The sequence below is a fragment of the Pseudomonas sp. GL_091 genome (assembly GCF_057837725.1).
In genome coordinates this window covers 292,789-311,007 of the sequence record NZ_CM174451.1, presented here as the reverse complement: position 1 = coordinate 311,007, position 18,219 = coordinate 292,789, and the positions used below count along the sequence as shown (strand labels likewise).

Annotated in this window: 19 protein-coding genes and 2 tRNA genes; 19 read left to right on the top strand and 2 right to left on the bottom strand. The window is 58.6% G+C overall.

Annotated elements, in window-relative coordinates; genetic code table 11:
* Positions 1 to 187 precede the first annotated feature (187 nt).
* The 5 genes from panM to AC3ITY_RS01410 all read left to right on the top strand — a co-directional run bounded on the left by panM (position 188) and on the right by AC3ITY_RS01410 (position 4,414).
* Positions 188 to 592 (top strand): aspartate 1-decarboxylase autocleavage activator PanM, encoded by a 405-nt coding sequence (gene panM / locus AC3ITY_RS01430; protein ID WP_489307249.1) that lies wholly within the window; start codon positions 188 to 190, stop codon positions 590 to 592.
* Between the two features lie 78 nt (positions 593 to 670).
* Positions 671 to 2,902 (top strand): AsmA family protein, encoded by a 2,232-nt coding sequence (locus AC3ITY_RS01425; RefSeq protein WP_489307247.1) that lies wholly within the window; start codon positions 671 to 673, stop codon positions 2,900 to 2,902.
* Positions 2,899 to 3,966: an A/G-specific adenine glycosylase gene (mutY, locus tag AC3ITY_RS01420; RefSeq protein WP_489307245.1), complete on the top strand. Its 1,068-nt coding sequence runs from the start codon at positions 2,899 to 2,901 to the stop codon at positions 3,964 to 3,966. The genes AC3ITY_RS01425 and mutY overlap by 4 nt, the downstream gene beginning before the upstream one ends.
* Complete coding sequence (locus AC3ITY_RS01415) at positions 3,963 to 4,235, top strand: oxidative damage protection protein (RefSeq protein ID WP_007989188.1); 273 nt, start codon at positions 3,963 to 3,965, stop codon at positions 4,233 to 4,235. Before mutY ends, AC3ITY_RS01415 begins: the two co-directional genes overlap by 4 nt.
* 103 nt (positions 4,236 to 4,338) lie before the next feature.
* Positions 4,339 to 4,414 (top strand) — tRNA-Phe (locus AC3ITY_RS01410).
* 139 nt (positions 4,415 to 4,553) lie between these two features.
* Here the strand turns inward: AC3ITY_RS01410 and AC3ITY_RS01405 are convergent.
* Positions 4,554 to 5,003 carry a carboxypeptidase regulatory-like domain-containing protein gene (locus AC3ITY_RS01405; protein WP_489307243.1) on the bottom strand — a complete coding sequence of 150 codons (450 nt, stop codon included), beginning with the start codon at positions 5,001 to 5,003 and terminating at the stop codon, positions 4,554 to 4,556.
* A 253-nt stretch (positions 5,004 to 5,256) separates the two neighbouring features.
* On the opposite strand from AC3ITY_RS01405, the gene AC3ITY_RS01400 reads away from it, so the two are divergent.
* The 4 genes from AC3ITY_RS01400 to AC3ITY_RS01385 all read left to right on the top strand — a co-directional run bounded on the left by AC3ITY_RS01400 (position 5,257) and on the right by AC3ITY_RS01385 (position 8,538).
* Complete coding sequence (locus AC3ITY_RS01400) at positions 5,257 to 6,315, top strand: PDDEXK nuclease domain-containing protein (protein WP_489307241.1); 1,059 nt, start codon at positions 5,257 to 5,259, stop codon at positions 6,313 to 6,315.
* A 68-nt stretch (positions 6,316 to 6,383) separates the two neighbouring features.
* Positions 6,384 to 7,358, top strand: a complete 975-nt coding sequence (locus AC3ITY_RS01395) for an alpha/beta hydrolase family protein (protein ID WP_489307239.1) — start codon at positions 6,384 to 6,386, stop codon at positions 7,356 to 7,358.
* A gap of 304 nt (positions 7,359 to 7,662) precedes the next feature.
* Entirely contained in the window at positions 7,663 to 8,079 is a 417-nt protein-coding gene (locus AC3ITY_RS01390; protein ID WP_489307237.1) for a hypothetical protein, read from the top strand.
* Between the two features lie 6 nt (positions 8,080 to 8,085).
* Complete coding sequence (locus AC3ITY_RS01385; protein WP_489307235.1) at positions 8,086 to 8,538, top strand: hypothetical protein; 453 nt, start codon at positions 8,086 to 8,088, stop codon at positions 8,536 to 8,538.
* 71 nt (positions 8,539 to 8,609) lie between these two features.
* On the opposite strand, the gene gabP is transcribed toward AC3ITY_RS01385, so the two are convergent.
* Positions 8,610 to 10,001 (bottom strand): GABA permease, encoded by a 1,392-nt coding sequence (gene gabP, locus AC3ITY_RS01380; RefSeq protein ID WP_489307233.1) that lies wholly within the window; start codon positions 9,999 to 10,001, stop codon positions 8,610 to 8,612.
* A 564-nt stretch (positions 10,002 to 10,565) separates the two neighbouring features.
* Between gabP and AC3ITY_RS01375 the strand changes: the two genes are divergently transcribed.
* The 10 genes from AC3ITY_RS01375 to AC3ITY_RS01330 all read left to right on the top strand — a co-directional run bounded on the left by AC3ITY_RS01375 (position 10,566) and on the right by AC3ITY_RS01330 (position 18,214).
* A complete protein-coding gene (locus tag AC3ITY_RS01375) occupies positions 10,566 to 11,339 on the top strand; it encodes an ABC transporter ATP-binding protein (protein WP_007972784.1) in 774 nt (257 codons plus the stop codon).
* A gap of 13 nt (positions 11,340 to 11,352) precedes the next feature.
* The gene (locus tag AC3ITY_RS01370) at positions 11,353 to 12,102 is read left to right on the top strand and encodes an ABC transporter substrate-binding protein (protein ID WP_489307231.1); all 750 of its coding nucleotides are present in this window, start codon (positions 11,353 to 11,355) and stop codon (positions 12,100 to 12,102) included.
* Positions 12,103 to 12,174: 72 nt separating this feature from the next.
* Positions 12,175 to 12,870 (top strand): ABC transporter permease, encoded by a 696-nt coding sequence (locus tag AC3ITY_RS01365; RefSeq protein ID WP_057712425.1) that lies wholly within the window; start codon positions 12,175 to 12,177, stop codon positions 12,868 to 12,870.
* Entirely contained in the window at positions 12,867 to 13,556 is a 690-nt protein-coding gene (locus AC3ITY_RS01360; RefSeq protein WP_008046525.1) for an ABC transporter permease, read from the top strand. The genes AC3ITY_RS01365 and AC3ITY_RS01360 overlap by 4 nt, the downstream gene beginning before the upstream one ends.
* The gene (locus AC3ITY_RS01355; RefSeq protein WP_489307228.1) at positions 13,537 to 14,766 is read left to right on the top strand and encodes a methyltransferase; all 1,230 of its coding nucleotides are present in this window, start codon (positions 13,537 to 13,539) and stop codon (positions 14,764 to 14,766) included. Before AC3ITY_RS01360 ends, AC3ITY_RS01355 begins: the two co-directional genes overlap by 20 nt.
* A 343-nt stretch (positions 14,767 to 15,109) precedes the next feature.
* Positions 15,110 to 15,934 carry an FkbM family methyltransferase gene (locus AC3ITY_RS01350; protein ID WP_223534675.1) on the top strand — a complete coding sequence of 275 codons (825 nt, stop codon included), beginning with the start codon at positions 15,110 to 15,112 and terminating at the stop codon, positions 15,932 to 15,934.
* Between the two features lie 78 nt (positions 15,935 to 16,012).
* Positions 16,013 to 16,088: transfer RNA gene (locus AC3ITY_RS01345), tRNA-Thr, on the top strand.
* A gap of 171 nt (positions 16,089 to 16,259) precedes the next feature.
* Entirely contained in the window at positions 16,260 to 17,111 is an 852-nt protein-coding gene (locus tag AC3ITY_RS01340; RefSeq protein ID WP_489307226.1) for a hypothetical protein, read from the top strand.
* A 562-nt stretch (positions 17,112 to 17,673) separates the two neighbouring features.
* Positions 17,674 to 18,018 (top strand): phage antirepressor N-terminal domain-containing protein, encoded by a 345-nt coding sequence (locus AC3ITY_RS01335; RefSeq protein WP_489307224.1) that lies wholly within the window; start codon positions 17,674 to 17,676, stop codon positions 18,016 to 18,018.
* Positions 17,987 to 18,214: a DUF7706 family protein gene (locus tag AC3ITY_RS01330; RefSeq protein ID WP_489310748.1), complete on the top strand. Its 228-nt coding sequence runs from the start codon at positions 17,987 to 17,989 to the stop codon at positions 18,212 to 18,214. The genes AC3ITY_RS01335 and AC3ITY_RS01330 overlap by 32 nt, the downstream gene beginning before the upstream one ends.
* The last annotated feature ends 5 nt before the right edge of the window (positions 18,215 to 18,219 follow it).

Below are 18,219 nucleotides of genomic sequence, written 5' to 3'. Positions count from 1 at the left end.
GCTCCCGGCCTTTATGCACGCAGGCATGACCGTTTTTTGGTGGAGCACCTTGTTGTGCGACAACAGGTCGCAGAAGGACGGACGAACGGGCAAAGGTTACCATCTGCAAGTGGCAGAAAAACCAAACTGACATCACGTTTTGTACGTCATCTGATCTCCATCGCTTCATGACCTCAAAGGAATCACCATGCCGATCATTGTCGAGCCACTGAACCAAGCCACTGCCCAGGATCGGCAGGATCTGCAGAAGATCTACCGCGACGCCCCGGACTGGTTGTTCGCGCCGTTTTCCGGGGAAGCGCAGTTGATCGAGGACTGTTTGCGCGACGGCACACTGATCGCCGGACGCTTCAATGATCGCCTGCTGGGCGCGGCCCGCTTGCAAAGGCACCAAGACGCCTGGCACTTGTCCCAAATATGTGTGCGAAAAATTACCCGTCGCCGTGGTGTTGCCGAGCGACTGGTTGCCGAAGCCCAGAGAATGGCCGCGCAATCGGGCATGCCCCTGCGCCTGCTGGCGCCTGCCGGGCATCTGGAGGCTCAGGCGCTGGCCGCCAAGCTGAAACTGCCGCTGGATGTATTGCCGGCGTGATCACTGACCGGTCGTCTGTTCGGGGGCGCTATACTCCTCGGCTAAATTTTGAATTCGACTAATTACAAGGACTCGCCCATGAAAGCGTTCGGCAAAATCCTGGGTCTGGTACTTCTCGGGCTGTTGCTGATCATTGTGGCGCTGGGCTTTGCCCTGACCCACCTCTTCGATCCCAACGACTACAAAGACGAGATTCGCCAGATTGCCCGCGACAAGGCCCACATCGAGCTGACGCTCAATGGCGATATCGGCTGGAGCCTGTTCCCGTGGCTGGGCCTGGAGCTGCACGACGCCAGTGTGGCGACCCTGATCAAGCCGACCGAGCCGTTTGCCGATTTGCAGATGCTCGGCCTGTCGGTGCGCGTACTGCCGCTGCTGCGCCGTGAAGTGCAGATGAGCGACGTGCGCGTCGAGGGCCTGAACCTGCGCCTGAATCGTGACAAGGACGGCCACGGCAATTGGCAAGACGTCGGCAAGCTGCCGGCAGTGGCCAGCACCGACGCGACCAGCACCCCGCCGGCCGCTGGCGAACCTGCGCCCGAAGCGAGCGTCGCGGCGGAAAAGCCGCCGCAGCCGATTCGCCTGGACATCGACAGCCTGACCGTGAACAACGCACGGGTTGAATACACCGACGAACGAACCGGCAAGAGCTTCAGCGCCGAAAGCATTCAGTTGAGCACCGGTGCGGTTCACGACTCAGTCAACATTCCGCTCAAGCTCACGGCTTTCCTGTCAGCCAACCAGCCCGCATTGCGGGTGCGTACCGAGCTCAACGGTGAGGTGCGCATCGCACGCGCACTGCAGCGCTATCAGCTCGAAGACATGAGGTTGTCCGGCGAAGTGACCGGCGACCCGCTGCAAGGCAAGACCATGACCTTCTCCGCCCAGGGCCAACTGGTGCTGGACAAGGCCGCCAATGTCGCCGAGTGGACCGGCATCAAGATCTCCGCCAACCAACTGCGGGCACTGGGCGAACTGAAGGTCAACGACCTCGACAAGACCCCACAAGTCAGCGGCGGCATCTCGATTGCCCAGTTCGACCTGGCGAAATTTGTCGACAGCATCGGCCAGAAACTCCCGGCCATGGCCGAAGGCAGCCTGAGCAAGGTCGAACTGGTCAGCCGTCTGGCAGCAACACCCACCAGCCTCGCGCTCGACGACCTCAACCTGAAAGTTGACGACAGCACCTTCAGCGGCCGCATTGCCGTCGAAGACTTCGCAAAACAATCGCTGCGCGCCGTGCTCAAGGCCGACACCTTCAACGTCGACCGTTACCTGGCGCCGAAGTCCGCCGAGGCCAATAGCGCGACACAAGTGCGTCAGGCCGAAGTCGCCAGCACCGAAGCCGATGCCATGGCCGGCGCCGGCAGTACTCCGTTGCCACCCGCGCCGACCAAGGACGCGTGGAGCAGCGAGCGCCTGTTACCCGTGGAACGCTTGAGCAAGCTCGATGTGGACGCCGACCTGACCTTCGGCCAGTTGACCCTGCAAAAACTGCCGATCCATAACGCCGCGCTCAAGGCCACCGGCCAGGGCGGCCTGCTGACGCTGGGCAACCTGCGCGGCGACCTGTACGAGGGCAACTTCGAAACCACCGGCACGCTCGATGTGCGTCAGCCGGTGCCGGCGCTGAACCTGCAGACGAAGATCAGCCGGGTACCGGCAGAAAAAATCCTCGAAAGCCAGGGCAAGAACCCGCCGGTCAAAGGCCTGGTCACGCTCAACAGCAGCCTGACCGGCAGCGGCAACAGCCAGAAAGCGTTGATCGAAACCCTCAACGGCAACACCAGTTTCGTCATCAACAATGGCGTGCTGCTCAACGCCAACCTTGAGCAACAGCTGTGCAAAGGCATCGCCACGCTCAACCGCAAAACCCTCAGCGGCGAACCCCGGGGCAAGGACACACCGTTCCAGGAGCTCAAGGGTAACCTGACTTTCCGTAACGGCGTAGCCAGCAACCCGGACCTGAAAGTGCGCATCCCGGGCATGACCGTCAACGGTGACGGTGACATCGATCTGCGAGTGCTGGGCATGGACTACCGCGTCGGCATCATCGTCGAAGGCGATACCAGTGCCATGCCGGACCCGGCCTGTCAGGTCGGCGACAAGTTTGTCGGCATCGAGTGGCCACTGCGCTGCCGCGGCCCGCTGGAGCTGGGCGCCAAGGCTTGCCGTTTGGATAACGACCGCATGAGCCAGGTCGCGGCCAAACTGGCTGGCGACAGGATCAGCGAAAAAATCGACGAGAAATGGGGCGACAAGGTCAACCCGAAACTCAAAGACGCGCTCAAGGAGCTGTTCAAGCGATGAGAGCCGAGCAGTTTTCAACGGCGGTGCTGGACTGGTTCGACCGCCACGGCCGGCACGATTTGCCCTGGCAGCAGGACATCACCCCGTATCGGGTGTGGGTCTCGGAAATCATGTTGCAGCAGACCCAGGTCAGCACCGTGCTGAACTACTTCGACCGGTTCATGGCCTCGTTGCCAACGGTCGAAGCCCTGGCGGCGGCACCGGAAGACGAAGTGCTGCACCTGTGGACGGGCCTGGGTTACTACACCCGCGCGCGCAATTTGCAGAAAACCGCGAAGATCGTCGTCGAGCAGTACGGCGGCGAGTTTCCCCGGGATGTTGAAAAACTTACTGACTTGCCGGGGATCGGCCTGTCCACCGCTGGCGCCATTGCCAGCATCAGCATGGGCCTGCGCGCGCCGATCCTCGACGGCAACGTCAAACGGGTGCTGGCGCGATTTACCGCACAAGAGGGCTACCCCGGCGAGCCGAAGGTCGCCAAACAGCTCTGGGCCAACGCTGAGCGCTTTACGCCGCAGACCCGAGTCAACGCCTACACCCAGGCGATGATGGACCTGGGCGCCACACTCTGCACCCGCAGCAAACCGAGCTGCCTGCTGTGCCCGCTGGAAAAGGGCTGTGAGGCACACATGCTCGGCCTGGAAACCCGCTACCCGATCCCCAAGCCGCGCAAAGCCATCCCGCAGAAACGCACGCTGATGCCGATGCTCGCCAACGGCGAGGGCGCGATCCTGCTTTACCGTCGCCCGTCCACGGGCCTGTGGGGCGGTTTGTGGAGCCTGCCGGAACTCGACGACCTCGACGACCTGCCGCATCTGGCATCGCAGCACTCGCTGGAGCTGGGCACACAACAGGCATTGCCAAGCCTGGTGCACACCTTCAGCCATTTTCAGTTATCCATCGAACCCTGGCTGGTTCAGGTCCAGGAGTCCGGCCATCACGTGGCCGAGGCTGACTGGCTCTGGTATAACCTCGCCACCCCGCCGCGCCTGGGCCTTGCCGCCCCGGTCAAAACCTTGCTCGAACGCGCGGCCGCCGTATTGAACGCAGGAGAGTCGTCATGACCCGCACCATCATGTGCCGCAAGTACAAAGAAGAATTGCCAGGCCTGGAACGTGCTCCGTTCCCGGGCGCCAAAGGCCAGGACATTTTTGACCACGTCTCGCAAAAGGCCTGGGCCGACTGGCAGAAGCACCAGACCCTGCTGATCAACGAAAAACGCCTGAACATGATGAACGCCGAAGATCGCAAATATCTTCAGGGCGAGATGGACAAGTACTTCTCCGGCGAGGATTACGCCAAGGCCGAAGGCTACGTGCCGCCGTCGGAATAACCCCGATTTATCGGGGGTCGGAACGTAAGCGACGGTAATAATTAAAATTTTTTTGAAAACTTGCTTGACGCCCCCCTGAAAAACCCGTTTAATGCGCCCCGTTGCCCAGATAGCTCAGTCGGTAGAGCAGGGGATTGAAAATCCCCGTGTCGGCGGTTCGATTCCGTCTCTGGGCACCAAATACCGAAAACCCTGAATCGCAAGATTCAGGGTTTTTTTATGCCTGCGGGAAAGTGAAGACACCCAAACGCCCCCCCCCAAGCCCCCTAAACTGCAAGATTCAGGGGTTGATTCCCCGCCTGGATTTGCAGCCTCCCGTTAACTCGCATCATTCCAGTGAAAAACCAGGTTACGGGCTGCACCACTGCCAACATCGGCAACGTCATGCCGTGTTTCTCCGTGATGCGTCGCAATGACGGTGTATTTACCGGCAGGCAGCTTCACGTAAACCAGCGGACCGGCGTCATTGAGCGTCAGCACGGTCTGCCCCGGGGCTTTCTGAATAACTACATTCACGTCAGGAGAGTATTCATTTCCCGTCCCGACAGAGAACGTCATGTGCAGGTTATAGCCGGTGGTCTGCTGGATGGCCTTGGACTCATCCTCGCCGATACCGCCGGACAGGTAGGTGATGCCGTTTTGCTCCTGGCTTTGCACCTGCACCCCCGAGCTGTCGATTGGCTCAAGGCTGGCGGCAGGTGACATCGCTGGAAACATCAGCACGCCTATAGCGGTGAGGGGTAACAGGAGTGTATGGAGGTATTTCATGATGACGACTCCCGGGTTCTGCAGAACCCAATCGTTACACTCTTTGGATTTCCAGTCGGAGGAAGGGGTTTAGATTGATTTGGCTTGAGTACGAAACGTACTACGCCATTTGTTCCTCAGCCCTCGCCCGGATTTAGACCTGTCCTGCCTGAGAACCCGGTATTTCCTGCCTGCTTCTCAGTAACACCCGGCATCTTCGAAGGGGGCTCACTTGTCATTCTCTTTTGCTGTTCAACTTGCTGCGGAAGACCTCATGACGGCCCTCACACCCAACGACACTCACGACCCACATCTGGCATCACTGCTTGGCAACCTTGAAAAATTGATCCATCAGGCACGTCAGAAGGTGCTTCGGGCGGTCGATACTGTTCAAGTGCAGACCTGTTGGCAGATTGGCCGGCACATCGTTGAGTTCGAACAGAACGGCGCGCGACGGGCCAGGTATGGCAAAGAGTTACTGTCGACCTTGGCCAAAGTGCTAACTGCGGAGTTCGGAAAGGGATTTGACGCTTCCAACCTTCGGTATATGCGTCTGTTCTATCAAGCCTTTCCAATTCGTGACGCACTGCGTCACGAATTGAGCTGGACCCACTACCGCCGCTTGCTTCGGGTCGACAACGACAGCGCTCGTCTCTGGTACATGAACGAATCAGTTACCCAAAACTGGTCAAGCCGAGCGCTGGAGCGCCAGATCAATACGTTGTACTACGAACGCCTGCTGGCGAGCCGCGATCGCGGCAGCGTCAAGCAGGAGGCCGCAACCCACATTCAAAACATGAAGGCCAGCCCTCGGGATTTCATCCGTGATCCGGTGGTACTGGAGTTTCTTGGCTTACCCAATGCCGGCAAGCTTCAGGAAACCGAGATCGAACAAGCGCTGATCGAACAACTGCAAGGCTTCTTTCTGGAACTGGGAAAGGGCTTCGCATTCATTGCCCGCCAGCAACGCATCAGTATCGGCAGCAAAGACTTCCGCATCGATCTGGTGTTCTACAACTACTTGCTCAAGTGCTTCGTCATCTTCTCTATCAAGCGCGGTGAACTGACCCATCAGGATCTGGAGCAGATGGACATGTACTTGAGCATGTACGACAACCTCAAACGTGGCGCGCAAGACAGTCCCACCGTCGGCATCATTCTCTGCGCGCAAAAGGATGAATCCGTGGTGCGTTACTCAGTGCTGGAAGGCAACGAGCAACTGCTCGCCAGCAAGTACAAGCTTGTCCTGCCGAGTGAAGAGGAACTGTGTAACGAACTGGATCGGCAACGGGCGGCACTTGAAGAACGATTGCTCGATCAACAACCGCGTTGAGGCGAACGGATTGTTCATCAACGGCATCAAGACTATCGTTGGCAGCTACCCGCAAAGGACTGACGCCGATGAATTTGCAGGACACGCCTCCACCGGCCCCCACTCAAATCGAGTTGCCGCTGCCGATTACCACGCCCGGCAAACCGTTCAAGGAAACCGCCTCGGACGGTTTCATCCTCGGTGGCTTCACCTGGCGACACCCTTCTCGGGACACCGCTCGTCCGGTCGTGATCATCAATGCCGCCACCTCGGTCCGTTGTCGCCATTACTCGCGCTTCGCCGACTACCTGTTCGCTCACGGCTTCGATGTCATCACCTATGACTACCGCGGCATCGGCGAATCGCGGCCGGCATCGCTCAAGGGGCTTCAAGCCTCGTGGACCGATTGGGGAGCGCTGGATTTCGAGGCGATGCTCAAGCGCGCACAGCGTGAGTTCCCTGGGCAGCCTGTCGATGTAGTCGGCCACAGCTTTGGCGGCTGTGCAGCGGGCCTGGGGGCGTCCGGGCACCTGATCCGGCGCCTGGTGACGGTCGGTGCGCAATTCGCCTACTGGCGCGACTATGCGCCGGCCCATCGCTGGCGCATGTTCGCCAAGTGGCATGTGCTGATGCCATTGGTGACGATGATCTACGGCTACTTTCCGGGCAAACGCCTCGGATGGTTGGAAGACACGCCCGCTGGCGTGGTCCGTGACTGGAGCCTCTCCACCGCCCGCTACGAGAAACGCTCCAGCAGCCGCACAATCAGCAAAACCGCCGGGCAGCTGCCCTTTGCCGGTGTCACCGCGCAAACCCTGGCCATCAGCATTAGCGACGATCCCTACGGCACGGTCCAGGCCATCGAGCGCCTGCTCGGCTACTTCACTGGCAGCACAAACTCTCACCTGCGCATCCATCCCGAAGACATCGGCGAAGAAGAAGTCGGACATTTCGCCTTTTTTCGCAGCGCATACCAAGCCACACTATGGCCCATTGCATTGGCCTGGCTGCAAAACGGCGAACTGGCCCCCGATACCCCCGGGCGGCGAGTGCCACGCAGTTAGGGGGCGTTCTCAATTAGTTTTCACGCCGCGCCGGGTCTGCTGTGGTGCAGGGCAAGGCGCGAGAAGCGTGGTTTGGTCATTCCAAATAAGCTTCGAGCAACGCAGCCCTGCACCACAGCAGGCCCGGCCCTTCGGGTTGTGCCTTAAAGCGGGCCAGGCTGCGTTGCGGGCCTTGGAAAGGGAATAACCATTCCCAGCGGCCTGCGCCTTGCCTGGCCCGCTTTAAGGCGACAACGCGACGGGAAAACTAATTGAGAACGCCCCCTAGGCCTTTTGCCCTTTCAACGAACACGGAACGACGCCCATGGCCTCCGCCAACAAGCAGCAAAAACGCGCCTCCCGCGCCAAGGCCAAGGCCAAGCAGAACCGCACCCAGCGGGCTGCCGCGCCGGTGGAACTGGACCCGAACGACGATCGCATTGACTTCGAGTCGGTGGACCTGACCGAACTGTTCAAGAAAATGATCGATGCCGAAAAGATCAGCCAGCAAGCCCTGTGCACGACCTTCCTCGAAGACCCGTTGCTGGAGTTGGTGTATGAGCAGGAAGGCGAAGAAGGCGCGATGGACTTCATCCTTGCCGCGCTGATCGAGTATCGCCAATGGGCGACCGAAACCGACGAAGCCGGCGCCCTGGCGTGGATCGAATCACCGGCCTTCCAGGCCGACTACGTGGCGGCGTCCGACGCCATTGCCGCGCAAACCCAACAGAAACCGAACTGAGTTCCCATGGCCTCCCTGAACAAGCAACAGAAACGCGCCAAGCGCGCAAAAGCCAAAGCCAAGCAGATCAATATCCACGGCCGCAAACCCGCCGCGCTGGACGATGACCTTGGCCACCTTGCCGAGCCGATCCCGGAATACACCCTGGCAATGTTCAGCAAAATGCGCGACGCGGAAGCCGCCAGCCGCAGCGAAATGCTCTCGGTGTTGCTGACGAACCTCGCCTTTATCATCATCGACCATCCAGAACTGCTGGACATGGAAAACGCCGACGACGAAGGCATGGCCGCCACCCACCTGGCCGCCGACATGCTGATCGACTACCGCATGTGGGCCGACGGCATGGATCGCGAGACCGCCCAGGTCTGGCTGAGCGAGCCGCAGTTCATCGCCGATTTCGGCGCTGCACTGGATGTCTACCGCGAGTCGCTGGAAGTACCGGAAGAAAAAGCCGAGTAAGGGTTACACCCAAACAAAAACGGCCGCTTGTCATCACTGACAGCGGCCGTTTTTGCATTACGCGGTATGGATCAGTTCAGCACTACCGCACCACGCTTTTCCAGCTTGCGGCGGCGAGCCACCAGCAAGCCGGCCGCTACCACCAGCGCACTGAGCAAGCCGGTCGCGAGGATTTCCACGCGATGGGCTTCCTGGAACAGCATGATGGTCAGGGCCGCGACGATGAAGACGATCACCGCGTAGGTCAGGCCCGGGAACAGCCACATGCTGAAGGCGATTTTCTCGCCGCGCGCTATACGCTGCTTACGCATACGCAGTTGCGAAATCGCAATTACCAGGTACACCAGCAATGCGATGGCGCCGGAGCTGGCCAGCAGGAACTCGAACACCGCAGCCGGGGCCACGTAGTTGGCGAATGTGGCCAGGAACGCTGCGCCAGTGGACAACATCACTGCCCAGTAAGGCGTGCCACTTTTGTTGGTGCGCGTGGACATCGCTGGCGCATCGCCGCGTTTGCCCAGGGAAAACATCATGCGCGACGACGTGTAGAGCGCCGAGTTCAGGCAGCTGGTCACGGCGACCAACACCACGATGTCGACGATTATCTTGGCATTCGGGATGCCCATGCGTTCAAGCACAGTCTGGTAGGAACCCAGGCTTGCCAGTACCGGGTCGTTCCAAGGCACCAGAGCCACGACGATAAAGATCGATACGAGGTAGAACAAGCCGATCCGCCAGATCACCGAGTTGGTGGCCTTGGAGATTTGCTTGCCCGGATCTTTCGATTCCGCGGCCGCGATGGTCACGATCTCAGTACCCATGAAGGAGAACATGGTGGTCAGGATGGCACCCAACACCGCGCCCATGCCGTTTGGCAGGAAGCCCTGGGTGTCGAACAGATGGGAAACGCCGCTGACCTGGCTGCCCGGCAGGAAGCCGAAGATCGCCATGAGGCCCAGAACAATGAAACCGATGATGGCCAACACTTTGATCAGGGCAAACCAGAACTCGAATTCACCATAGTTCTTCACGCTGAACAGGTTGGTCACGGTCAGCAGCATCGTGATGACCAGGGCGAAGGCCCAGATGTCCACGCCAGGGAACCAGGCATGCAGGATGGTCGCGGCGGCGTTGGCTTCCAGCGGAATCACCAGCACCCAGAACCACCAGTACAACCAGCCGATGGTGAAACCGGCCCAGTGACCGATCGCGCGGTCGGCGTAAGTCGAAAACGAACCGGTGTCCGGCGAGGCAACGGCCATTTCGCCGAGCATGCGCATCACCAGCACCACCAACATGCCGGCGGCGGCGTAAGCCAACAGAACAGCCGGACCTGCAGCGGCGATGGCGTGACCCGAGCCAACGAACAAGCCGGCGCCGATAACCCCGGCAATCGACAGCATGGTCACGTGGCGCGGTTTGAGCCCCTGTTCGAGGCCATTAGAGCTTTGGGTACTGCTCATTAAAACTACCTTTGTAAGGAGAAGCGAATGCGTGCATCCCGTTCGGCGATCCTTCTCGTAAAAAGAAGCCAACGGGGCGTTCTGGATTCTGCACGCAATAATTGCGCCAAAATATTTCAAAACCCTCTAGCCCGGCGATCTAGCTTTGACCGGACAGTCATCGCAACCCATTGAATTTACTGGCACTTTGCCAGAACGTTACCCTGCCACCCACTTTGTGGGGTGAATCAGCGCACCGGAAACACACCTGAAAAGGGCTCTTCGCACATTAAAAGTGCACTAGCGGTGCATTTGGCCGGATAGCGCTTCCAACACCCTGTCAAAGCTGGCAACATCGCGCCTTTTTTTGCGGCAGCCACCGCGCTTTTTATCGACAGGCAAGGTTCAAACAGCTGTTCGGTTGTTGATGGGGCGACAGTCTGCTGCGCCGATGCGACAACCTGCCACACGCCAGCCGTTTACCGTCCGTAGCGCTGTTGGCTGCCATTGAAACGCTATGCTAGGTTGGCCGCCTCGCCAGGAAGGCCGCCAACAGCAGGAGCGCAACATATATGAGGAACGCACATGGCTGAGGCCACGCCCGCGCTTGAAATCCGCAACTTGCACAAACGCTACGGTTCGCTGGAGGTGCTCAAAGGCATCTCGCTGACCGCCCGCGACGGCGATGTGATCTCGATCCTGGGTTCCTCCGGCTCCGGCAAGTCCACGTTCCTGCGGTGCATCAACCTGCTGGAAAACCCGCACCAGGGGCAGATCCTGGTCGCTGGCGAAGAACTCAAGCTCAAGGCCGCGAAGAACGGTGAACTGGTGGCCGCCGACGGCAAGCAGATCAATCGCCTGCGCAGCGAAATCGGTTTTGTGTTTCAAAACTTTAATCTGTGGCCGCACATGAGCGTGCTCGACAACATCATCGAAGCCCCGCGCCGTGTGCTCGGCCAGAGCAAGGCCGAAGCCATCGAAGTGGCCGAAGCCCTGCTGGCCAAGGTCGGTATCGCCGACAAGCGCCATGCCTACCCGGCGCAGTTGTCCGGCGGCCAGCAACAACGGGCGGCGATTGCCCGCACCCTGGCCATGCAGCCCAAGGTCATCCTGTTCGACGAGCCCACCTCGGCGCTTGACCCGGAAATGGTCCAGGAAGTACTTAATGTCATCCGCGCGCTAGCCGAAGAAGGCCGCACCATGCTGCTCGTGACCCACGAAATGGGCTTCGCCCGTCAGGTCTCCAGCGAAGTGGTGTTCCTCCACCAGGGCCTGGTAGAAGAGCAAGGATCGCCACAGCAGGTGTTTGAAAACCCGCTTTCGGCGCGCTGCAAACAATTCATGTCCAGCAACCGCTAACGGAGCTACCCACATGCAGAACTACAAAAAGGTCTTCCTGGCTGCCGCCGTCACCCTGGCGTTCAGCGCCGGTGCCATGGCCGAAACCCTGAAGATGGGCATCGAAGCGGCTTACCCGCCGTTCAACAATAAAGATGCCAGTGGCAATGTCGTCGGCTTCGACAAAGAGATCGGCGACGCCCTGTGCGCCAAGATGAAAGTCGAGTGCACCGTCGTGACCTCCGACTGGGACGGCATCATCCCGGCCCTGAACGCCAAGAAGTTCGACTTCCTGATCTCCTCGATGTCGATCACCGACGAGCGCAAGCAAGCGGTGGACTTCACCGACCCGTACTACTCCAACAAGCTGCAGTTCATCGCCAAGAAAGACATCGACTTCAAAACCGACAAGGCGGCGCTCAAAGGCAAGATCATCGGCGCCCAGCGCGCGACCCTGGCCGGCACCTTCCTCGAAGACCACTTTGGTGACGACATCACCATCAAGCTCTACGACACCCAGGAAAACGCCTACCTCGACCTGACTTCCGGTCGTCTGGACGGCATCCTGGCCGACAAGTACGTCAACTACGAATGGCTGAAAAGCGACGCCGGCCGTAGCTACGAGTTCAAGGGCGACCCAGTGGAAGAAAGCGACAAGATCGGTATTGCCGTGCGCAAGAAGGACCCGATCCGCGAGAAGCTGAACTCCGCGCTGAAAGAAATCGTCGCTGACGGCACCTACAAGAAGATCAACGACAAGTACTTCCCGTTCAGCATCTATTGATACTGACCTGCCTGACCGGCGCCTGATGGCGCCGGTTCTCGGCCTTGCCTGCCGCGATTTGAAAAGAAATCCATGATTATCGACCTCTACGGATTCGGCCCGGCGCTCGCCGCTGGCGCGCTGATGACTGTGAAACTGGCACTCTCGGCCCTGTGCCTGGGGCTGGTACTCGGTCTGCTCGGCGCCTTGGCCAAGACTTCCCCGTACAAGCCGCTGCAATGGCTTGGCGGCACTTATTCGACCCTGGTTCGCGGCATCCCGGAATTGCTCTGGGTGCTGTTGATCTACTTCGGCACGGTCAACTTGATGCGTGCCCTGGGCGAGTTCTTCGGCAACCCCGACCTTGAACTCAATGCCTTCGCCGCCGGTGTAATCGCGCTGGGCCTGTGCTTCGGCGCCTACGCCACGGAAGTGTTTCGCGGCGCGATCCTTGCCATTCCCAAAGGCCATCGCGAAGCCGGTGTAGCCCTGGGCCTGTCGAAATGGCGCATCTTCACCAAGTTGATCATGCCGCAGATGTGGCGCATCGCCCTGCCCGGCCTGGGCAACCTGTTCATGATCCTGATGAAAGACACCGCGCTGGTGTCGGTGATCGGCCTGGAAGAAATCATGCGTCATGCGCAAATCGGCGTGACCGTCTCCAAACAGCCGTTCACCTTCTATATGGTGGCCGCGTTCATGTATCTGAGCCTGACGGTTCTGGCGATGACCGGCATGCACTTCCTGGAAAAACGTGCCGCTCGCGGCTTCGCGAGGAGCACCCAATGAACTGGGAAGTCATCATCAAGTGGCTGCCGAAACTGGCCCAGGGCGCAACCCTGACCCTGGAACTGGTCGCCATCGCCGTGATCGCCGGTTTGCTGCTGGCCATTCCACTGGGCATCGCCCGCTCGTCGCGCCTGTGGTGGGTGCGGGCATTTCCCTACGGCTACATCTTCTTTTTCCGTGGTACGCCGTTGCTGGTTCAGCTGTTCCTGGTCTACTACGGCCTGGCGCAGTTCGACGCGATCCGTAACAGTTCGATGTGGCCGTACCTGCGCGATCCCTTCTGGTGCGCCACGGCGACCATGACCTTGCACACCGCGGCCTACATTGCGGAAATCCTGCGGGGCGCCATTCAGGCGATACCACCGGGCGAGATCGAAGCGGCACGGGCGCTGGGCATGTCCAGACCCAAAGCGCTGTTCTATATCATCCTGCCGCGCGCCGCGCGCATCGGCCTGCCGGCCTACAGCAACGAAGTGATCCTGATGCTCAAGGCCAGCGCCCTGGCCAGCACCGTGACCCTGCTGGAACTGACCGGCATGGCCCGCACCATCATTGCCCGGACCTACCTGCCGGTGGAGATCTTCTTCGCCGCGGGCATGTTCTACCTGGTGATGGCCTATGTGCTGGTGCGCGGTTTCAAGCTGCTGGAGCGCTGGTTGCGCGTCGATGCCTGCCAAGGGCGTTGATGCCGGCGTGTTGACGGGCGAGGCCTTGCTCGCCCGTTTCACCGCGCTGGATGCTTTTCTGACAGAGCATCAGGCACTGTGGAAACCTCGGCCGTTCACTCATCGGCAACTTCCCTGGGAAGCGTCCTACCCGGAGCTGGCCGCATGGCTACGCGAGCGAACGCTGGAAGACGCGGAAAACGCTCACAACCAACCAGCCCTCCTGAATGCACCGGAACCCTTTGCTTCCCTGGCAACGATGTCCGTTGCCTTGAGTGCCGTGGATGAATTGCCCGCACGCGCACTCGAAGCGGTGGGCCATCGATTGAACGTCGATGTACCGGGGCGCAAATGGCAGCAGATCGAAGCCTTCGCCAGTCGATTGCAGTTTTCCGATGCACCGAAGCATTGGCTGGACTGGTGCTCGGGCAAGGGACATCTGGGGCGCCGCCTGTTGCAACCTGGGCAACAACTGACGTGCCTGGAATACGACCCGGCACTGGTAACCAGCGGCCAGGCACTCAGCCAACGCCATCACCTGCATGCGCTACATATCGAACAGGATGTGCTCGCGGCAGACGCTACTTCTTTATTGAGTGCGAATCACACGCCTGTCGCGCTTCACGCCTGCGGTGATTTGCATGTGCGGCTGATTCAACTCGCCAGCGCCACAGGCTGCAAACAACTCGCCATTGCGCCGTGCTGCTACAACCGGATCAGTCTTGCCCAATACTCGCCGATTTCCTCGGCCGCCAAAGGCTCCGGCTTACAGCTTTCCCTCGACGACCTCGCGCTGCCCATGAGTGAAACCGTTACCGCCGGCGCCCGCGTGCGACGTCAACGCGACACCTCCATGGCCCGACGCCTGGGCTTCGACTTGCTGCAACGACAACTGCGGGGCATGGACGAGTACCTGCCAACCCCTTCCCTGCCCAGCGCCTGGCTGGACAAACCCTTCGCCGATTACTGCCATCACCTGGCCGCACTCAAAGAGTTATCCACAATCGGCCCGCAAAATTGGCCAGCCCTCGAAGCCGCCGGTTGGCAGCGACTGGCCGAAGTGCGCAACCTTGAACTACTACGCGGACTTTTCCGACGCCCACTGGAGCTTTGGCTGGTCCTTGACCGGGCACTTTTCCTCGCCGAGCAGGGCTACAGCGTCCGCGTCGGCACCTTCTGCGAAACCCCGCTCACGCCGCGTAATTTCCTGCTCCTGGCCGAACGCGCTTAAACACATCCGGACTGTGGATAACTCTGTTGATGGAATTATCGTGGATCCAATATTCATGCCAGTTTCAGGGCTAAATCCACACTGTTCATTTTTTGTACACACGGATAAAAAATCGAAAAAACAGGTATTTGCGGACAAATGAGAACGGATCCACAAATTCGGCCTAAACCCAGTGCGCTACCAATGACATTGTGCATAAACATTTAATGAAAACGACATAAATGCCTAATCCCGGACCGCAGACAGGGGAAATTGCACCCTTTCATTACTCTTGATATACACACACGCAAGGGCGCCGGCAGCGCGGCCATGAACAAGAACATTCTTCCGACAGGATGCGCCAGTGACGTTCATTTCTTACGCACAGAATTTCGAAGACATACGCCTGTGGCGCGCCCTCAAAACCGTCGAGAACGGCTTCTACATCGACGTCGGGGCAAACGATCCCACCCATGACTCAGTCACCAGGGCGTTCTACGACAACGGCTGGACCGGCATCAACGTCGAACCGATGCCCAACTACTACGAAGCCCTGTGCCAGCAACGCCCCAAAGACACCAACCTGCAATGCGCGGCCGGGGAAAGCGCTGACGACCTGACCTTCTACGGCATCGCCGGCACCGGCCTCTCGACCCTCGAGCCGGCCATGGCCAAACTGCACAAAGACGCCGGCATGGACGTGCGCAGCCAAACGATCAAGTCCCGCACCCTGACCTCCATCTGCGAAGAACACGCCCAGGGCCGCGCCATTCACTTCCTGAAAATCGATGTCGAAGGCCACGAAGAAACCGTCCTGCGCGGCATGGACTTCAGCCAATGGCGGCCATGGGTGATCCTCATCGAAACCCCCTGGGCCCGCGACCAGACCTGGGAAACCCTCGTCACCGACGCCGGCTACCACTCCATCCTGTTCGACGGCATCAACACCTATTACCTCGCCGAAGAACACCTGAACCTCAAACCCGCCTTCGACATCCCGCCGTGCAACCTGGACGAGTTCCAGTTCTGCAAAGGCCACAACTTCAGCCACCCCGTCAGCGACGCCGAACACCAACTCGCCGCCGCCCTGCAACGCGCCGAACAGGCCGAAGCACAGCTGCGCGCGATGCAAAACAGTCGAACCTGGCAAGCCATTCAGAAACTCAAGAAAACCCTGCTGCGCACCTGACCTGAAGCCAGAACAAAAATAGTCAAAATTCAGGGGTTTACAGAAGCTAACCAATCGCTATAATCGTCGCCCTGACACGCCGGTATAGCTCAGATGGTAGAGCAACTGACTTGTAATCAGTAGGTCCCGGGTTCGATTCCTGGTGCCGGCACCATACAAAACGAAGGCTCGCAGAAATGCGGGCCTTTTGTTTTTCCGCTACACGTAATAACGCACGTAATAGATTCTGCGCGACAATCTCTCGGTGTTCGGGTGGTCGGGCCTCTCGCCTGGCAAATCAACCAATACACCCATTCGGCTAGCTACTGGATTGGAGAAAAGACACATGAAGTGGATGGGAACCGACTGGAAGTTTTTCACGACTACCTTCGTAGCTATCGCCGGACTGGCCATACCCTTTTTTCTCTGGCAAGCAGAATTGAATGGTCATTCACTTGCGGTTCACCTCGTTTCCTCCTCCACACTGCAAGCGCCACCAGATTCGAAAATCCAAGATCTGCAAGTGACCGTAAACGGCACCCAAATTGAGTCGCCATATATCTCGTCGTTAATGCTGATAAACAGCGGCTCGAAACCTATATCGAGCGCAGATTTTGAAACGCCCGTGATATTGAGCACACGAAACGATTCAAAACTGATATCAGCTCAGATCACCGGGTCAGATCCAGAGGATATTCCTGCCAAAATTCTGATCGAAGACGGCAAATTGAAGATCCAACCCTTTCTTTCGAATCCAAAAGATCAGATCAAAATAACCCTCGTAAGCTCGGGTATGCCTGACTTCGCAGTGAAAGCGAGGGTCTCGGGCGTAAAAGAGGTAGGTTTTGAGGATATGACATACCAACGCCCTAATTACGGTCGAGCAATCACGTCTGCCCTGCTTCTGCTGGGCTCCATATCGATGTACGTATTTTATTTTCTTGTCGGAGTATCAACTCCAGGAATCAACATCGGCACAGGCACGCGACTGGTGACAGTGATGTGCTTAGGCGCAGGAGCAATGGTTTCTGGCGAACGGGTAATCGACTTTGTTGGCACTGGCGCCTTCGCAATAGCCGGAATCATCATTTTCTGCGTTTCGGGATTTGCTATAGGTTTTTTCCTCAACCGCAGATACTGGCACGGCGAAAGCGAAGTTGGTCGTGATGTCCGTGTTAGTGATTGCACACACAAATAGCAGATGAACCTCTACCTGCACCATCCCCCTAGATGCTTCAGGCTTTTCATGTTGACCCATCGGAAAAAGGTTAGGAAGGTTAGGAAGGTTAGTTTTTGACTGATTACCCTGAAAGTCTTGTACTGCACGGATTTGCTACGACTACCGTAGATTAGGTTTTGATTAGCACTGGGTTATTTCCTAACCTTTATAGATGTTAAAAATACAATAAATAAATTCCTTATATATCAATAACTTATAATTTACTAACCTTCAACCTAACCATAACTAACCCCTCAAAGTTAGCCAGCCCCCCCCCAGCAAATACGGGCCCTTCAGCACGCCCCTCCCCCCATTTTGAAAAACTAACCCCTTTCCCGAGCCACCTCTGAAAATCGCCACCTGAGACCGCCGTGACAAGCCTTGGCATTTACACCACTCGTGCAGGGATCCGCAGGCTTTTTCCACCCCACATTCGCGCACACAACCCCCAGCCTTGGCGGGTTTGGGCTGGGTGCAGGCTTGCAGAAAAAACGACACATTTAGCCCGCAGGCGTGGCGGGGGGACGACGGCGCGCGCCATGTGAAGACCCACCCTGCCCGACTGGTGCCGCCCCAAGCCGGTGCGCTCACGACGCTCCGGCCCCGTCCACCTTCAAGTCGTTACTCCGGAGGCCAGCTGCCGCTCGCCCGACTCATCTACTCGATCAGTCCAAACAAAGTGGCGCCCGAGTTGCAGGACAAGATCATCCAGTACCAGGAGCAGTGCGACGAGGTGCTCTGGAACTACTGGACCAAGGGTGCGGCCGTTCGTCCTGATGCCATCACCATCGCGCAACAGATCAGCCTGTCGAAGCATCGCCTGACTTTGTTGAAAGAGCTGATGCACAGCCGCAATCGTTCAATGCGGGAACGGCAATACTCTTAGCATCACCACTCCAGCAGGCGTTGAAAGTGAGTTTTTAATCGATGCCGAAACCTTAGTACTCGCCCAGTTCTTGAAGCGCGTGGGCTGGTTCGAATTTGCGAGCAACGCTGCAGACGGTGACGAAGCCCATCAGCTCAAACGTGCGGTCGACAAGCTGCAAGATCTTCTTGTCAAAGCGGGTTACATAGCGAGCTGAATTTT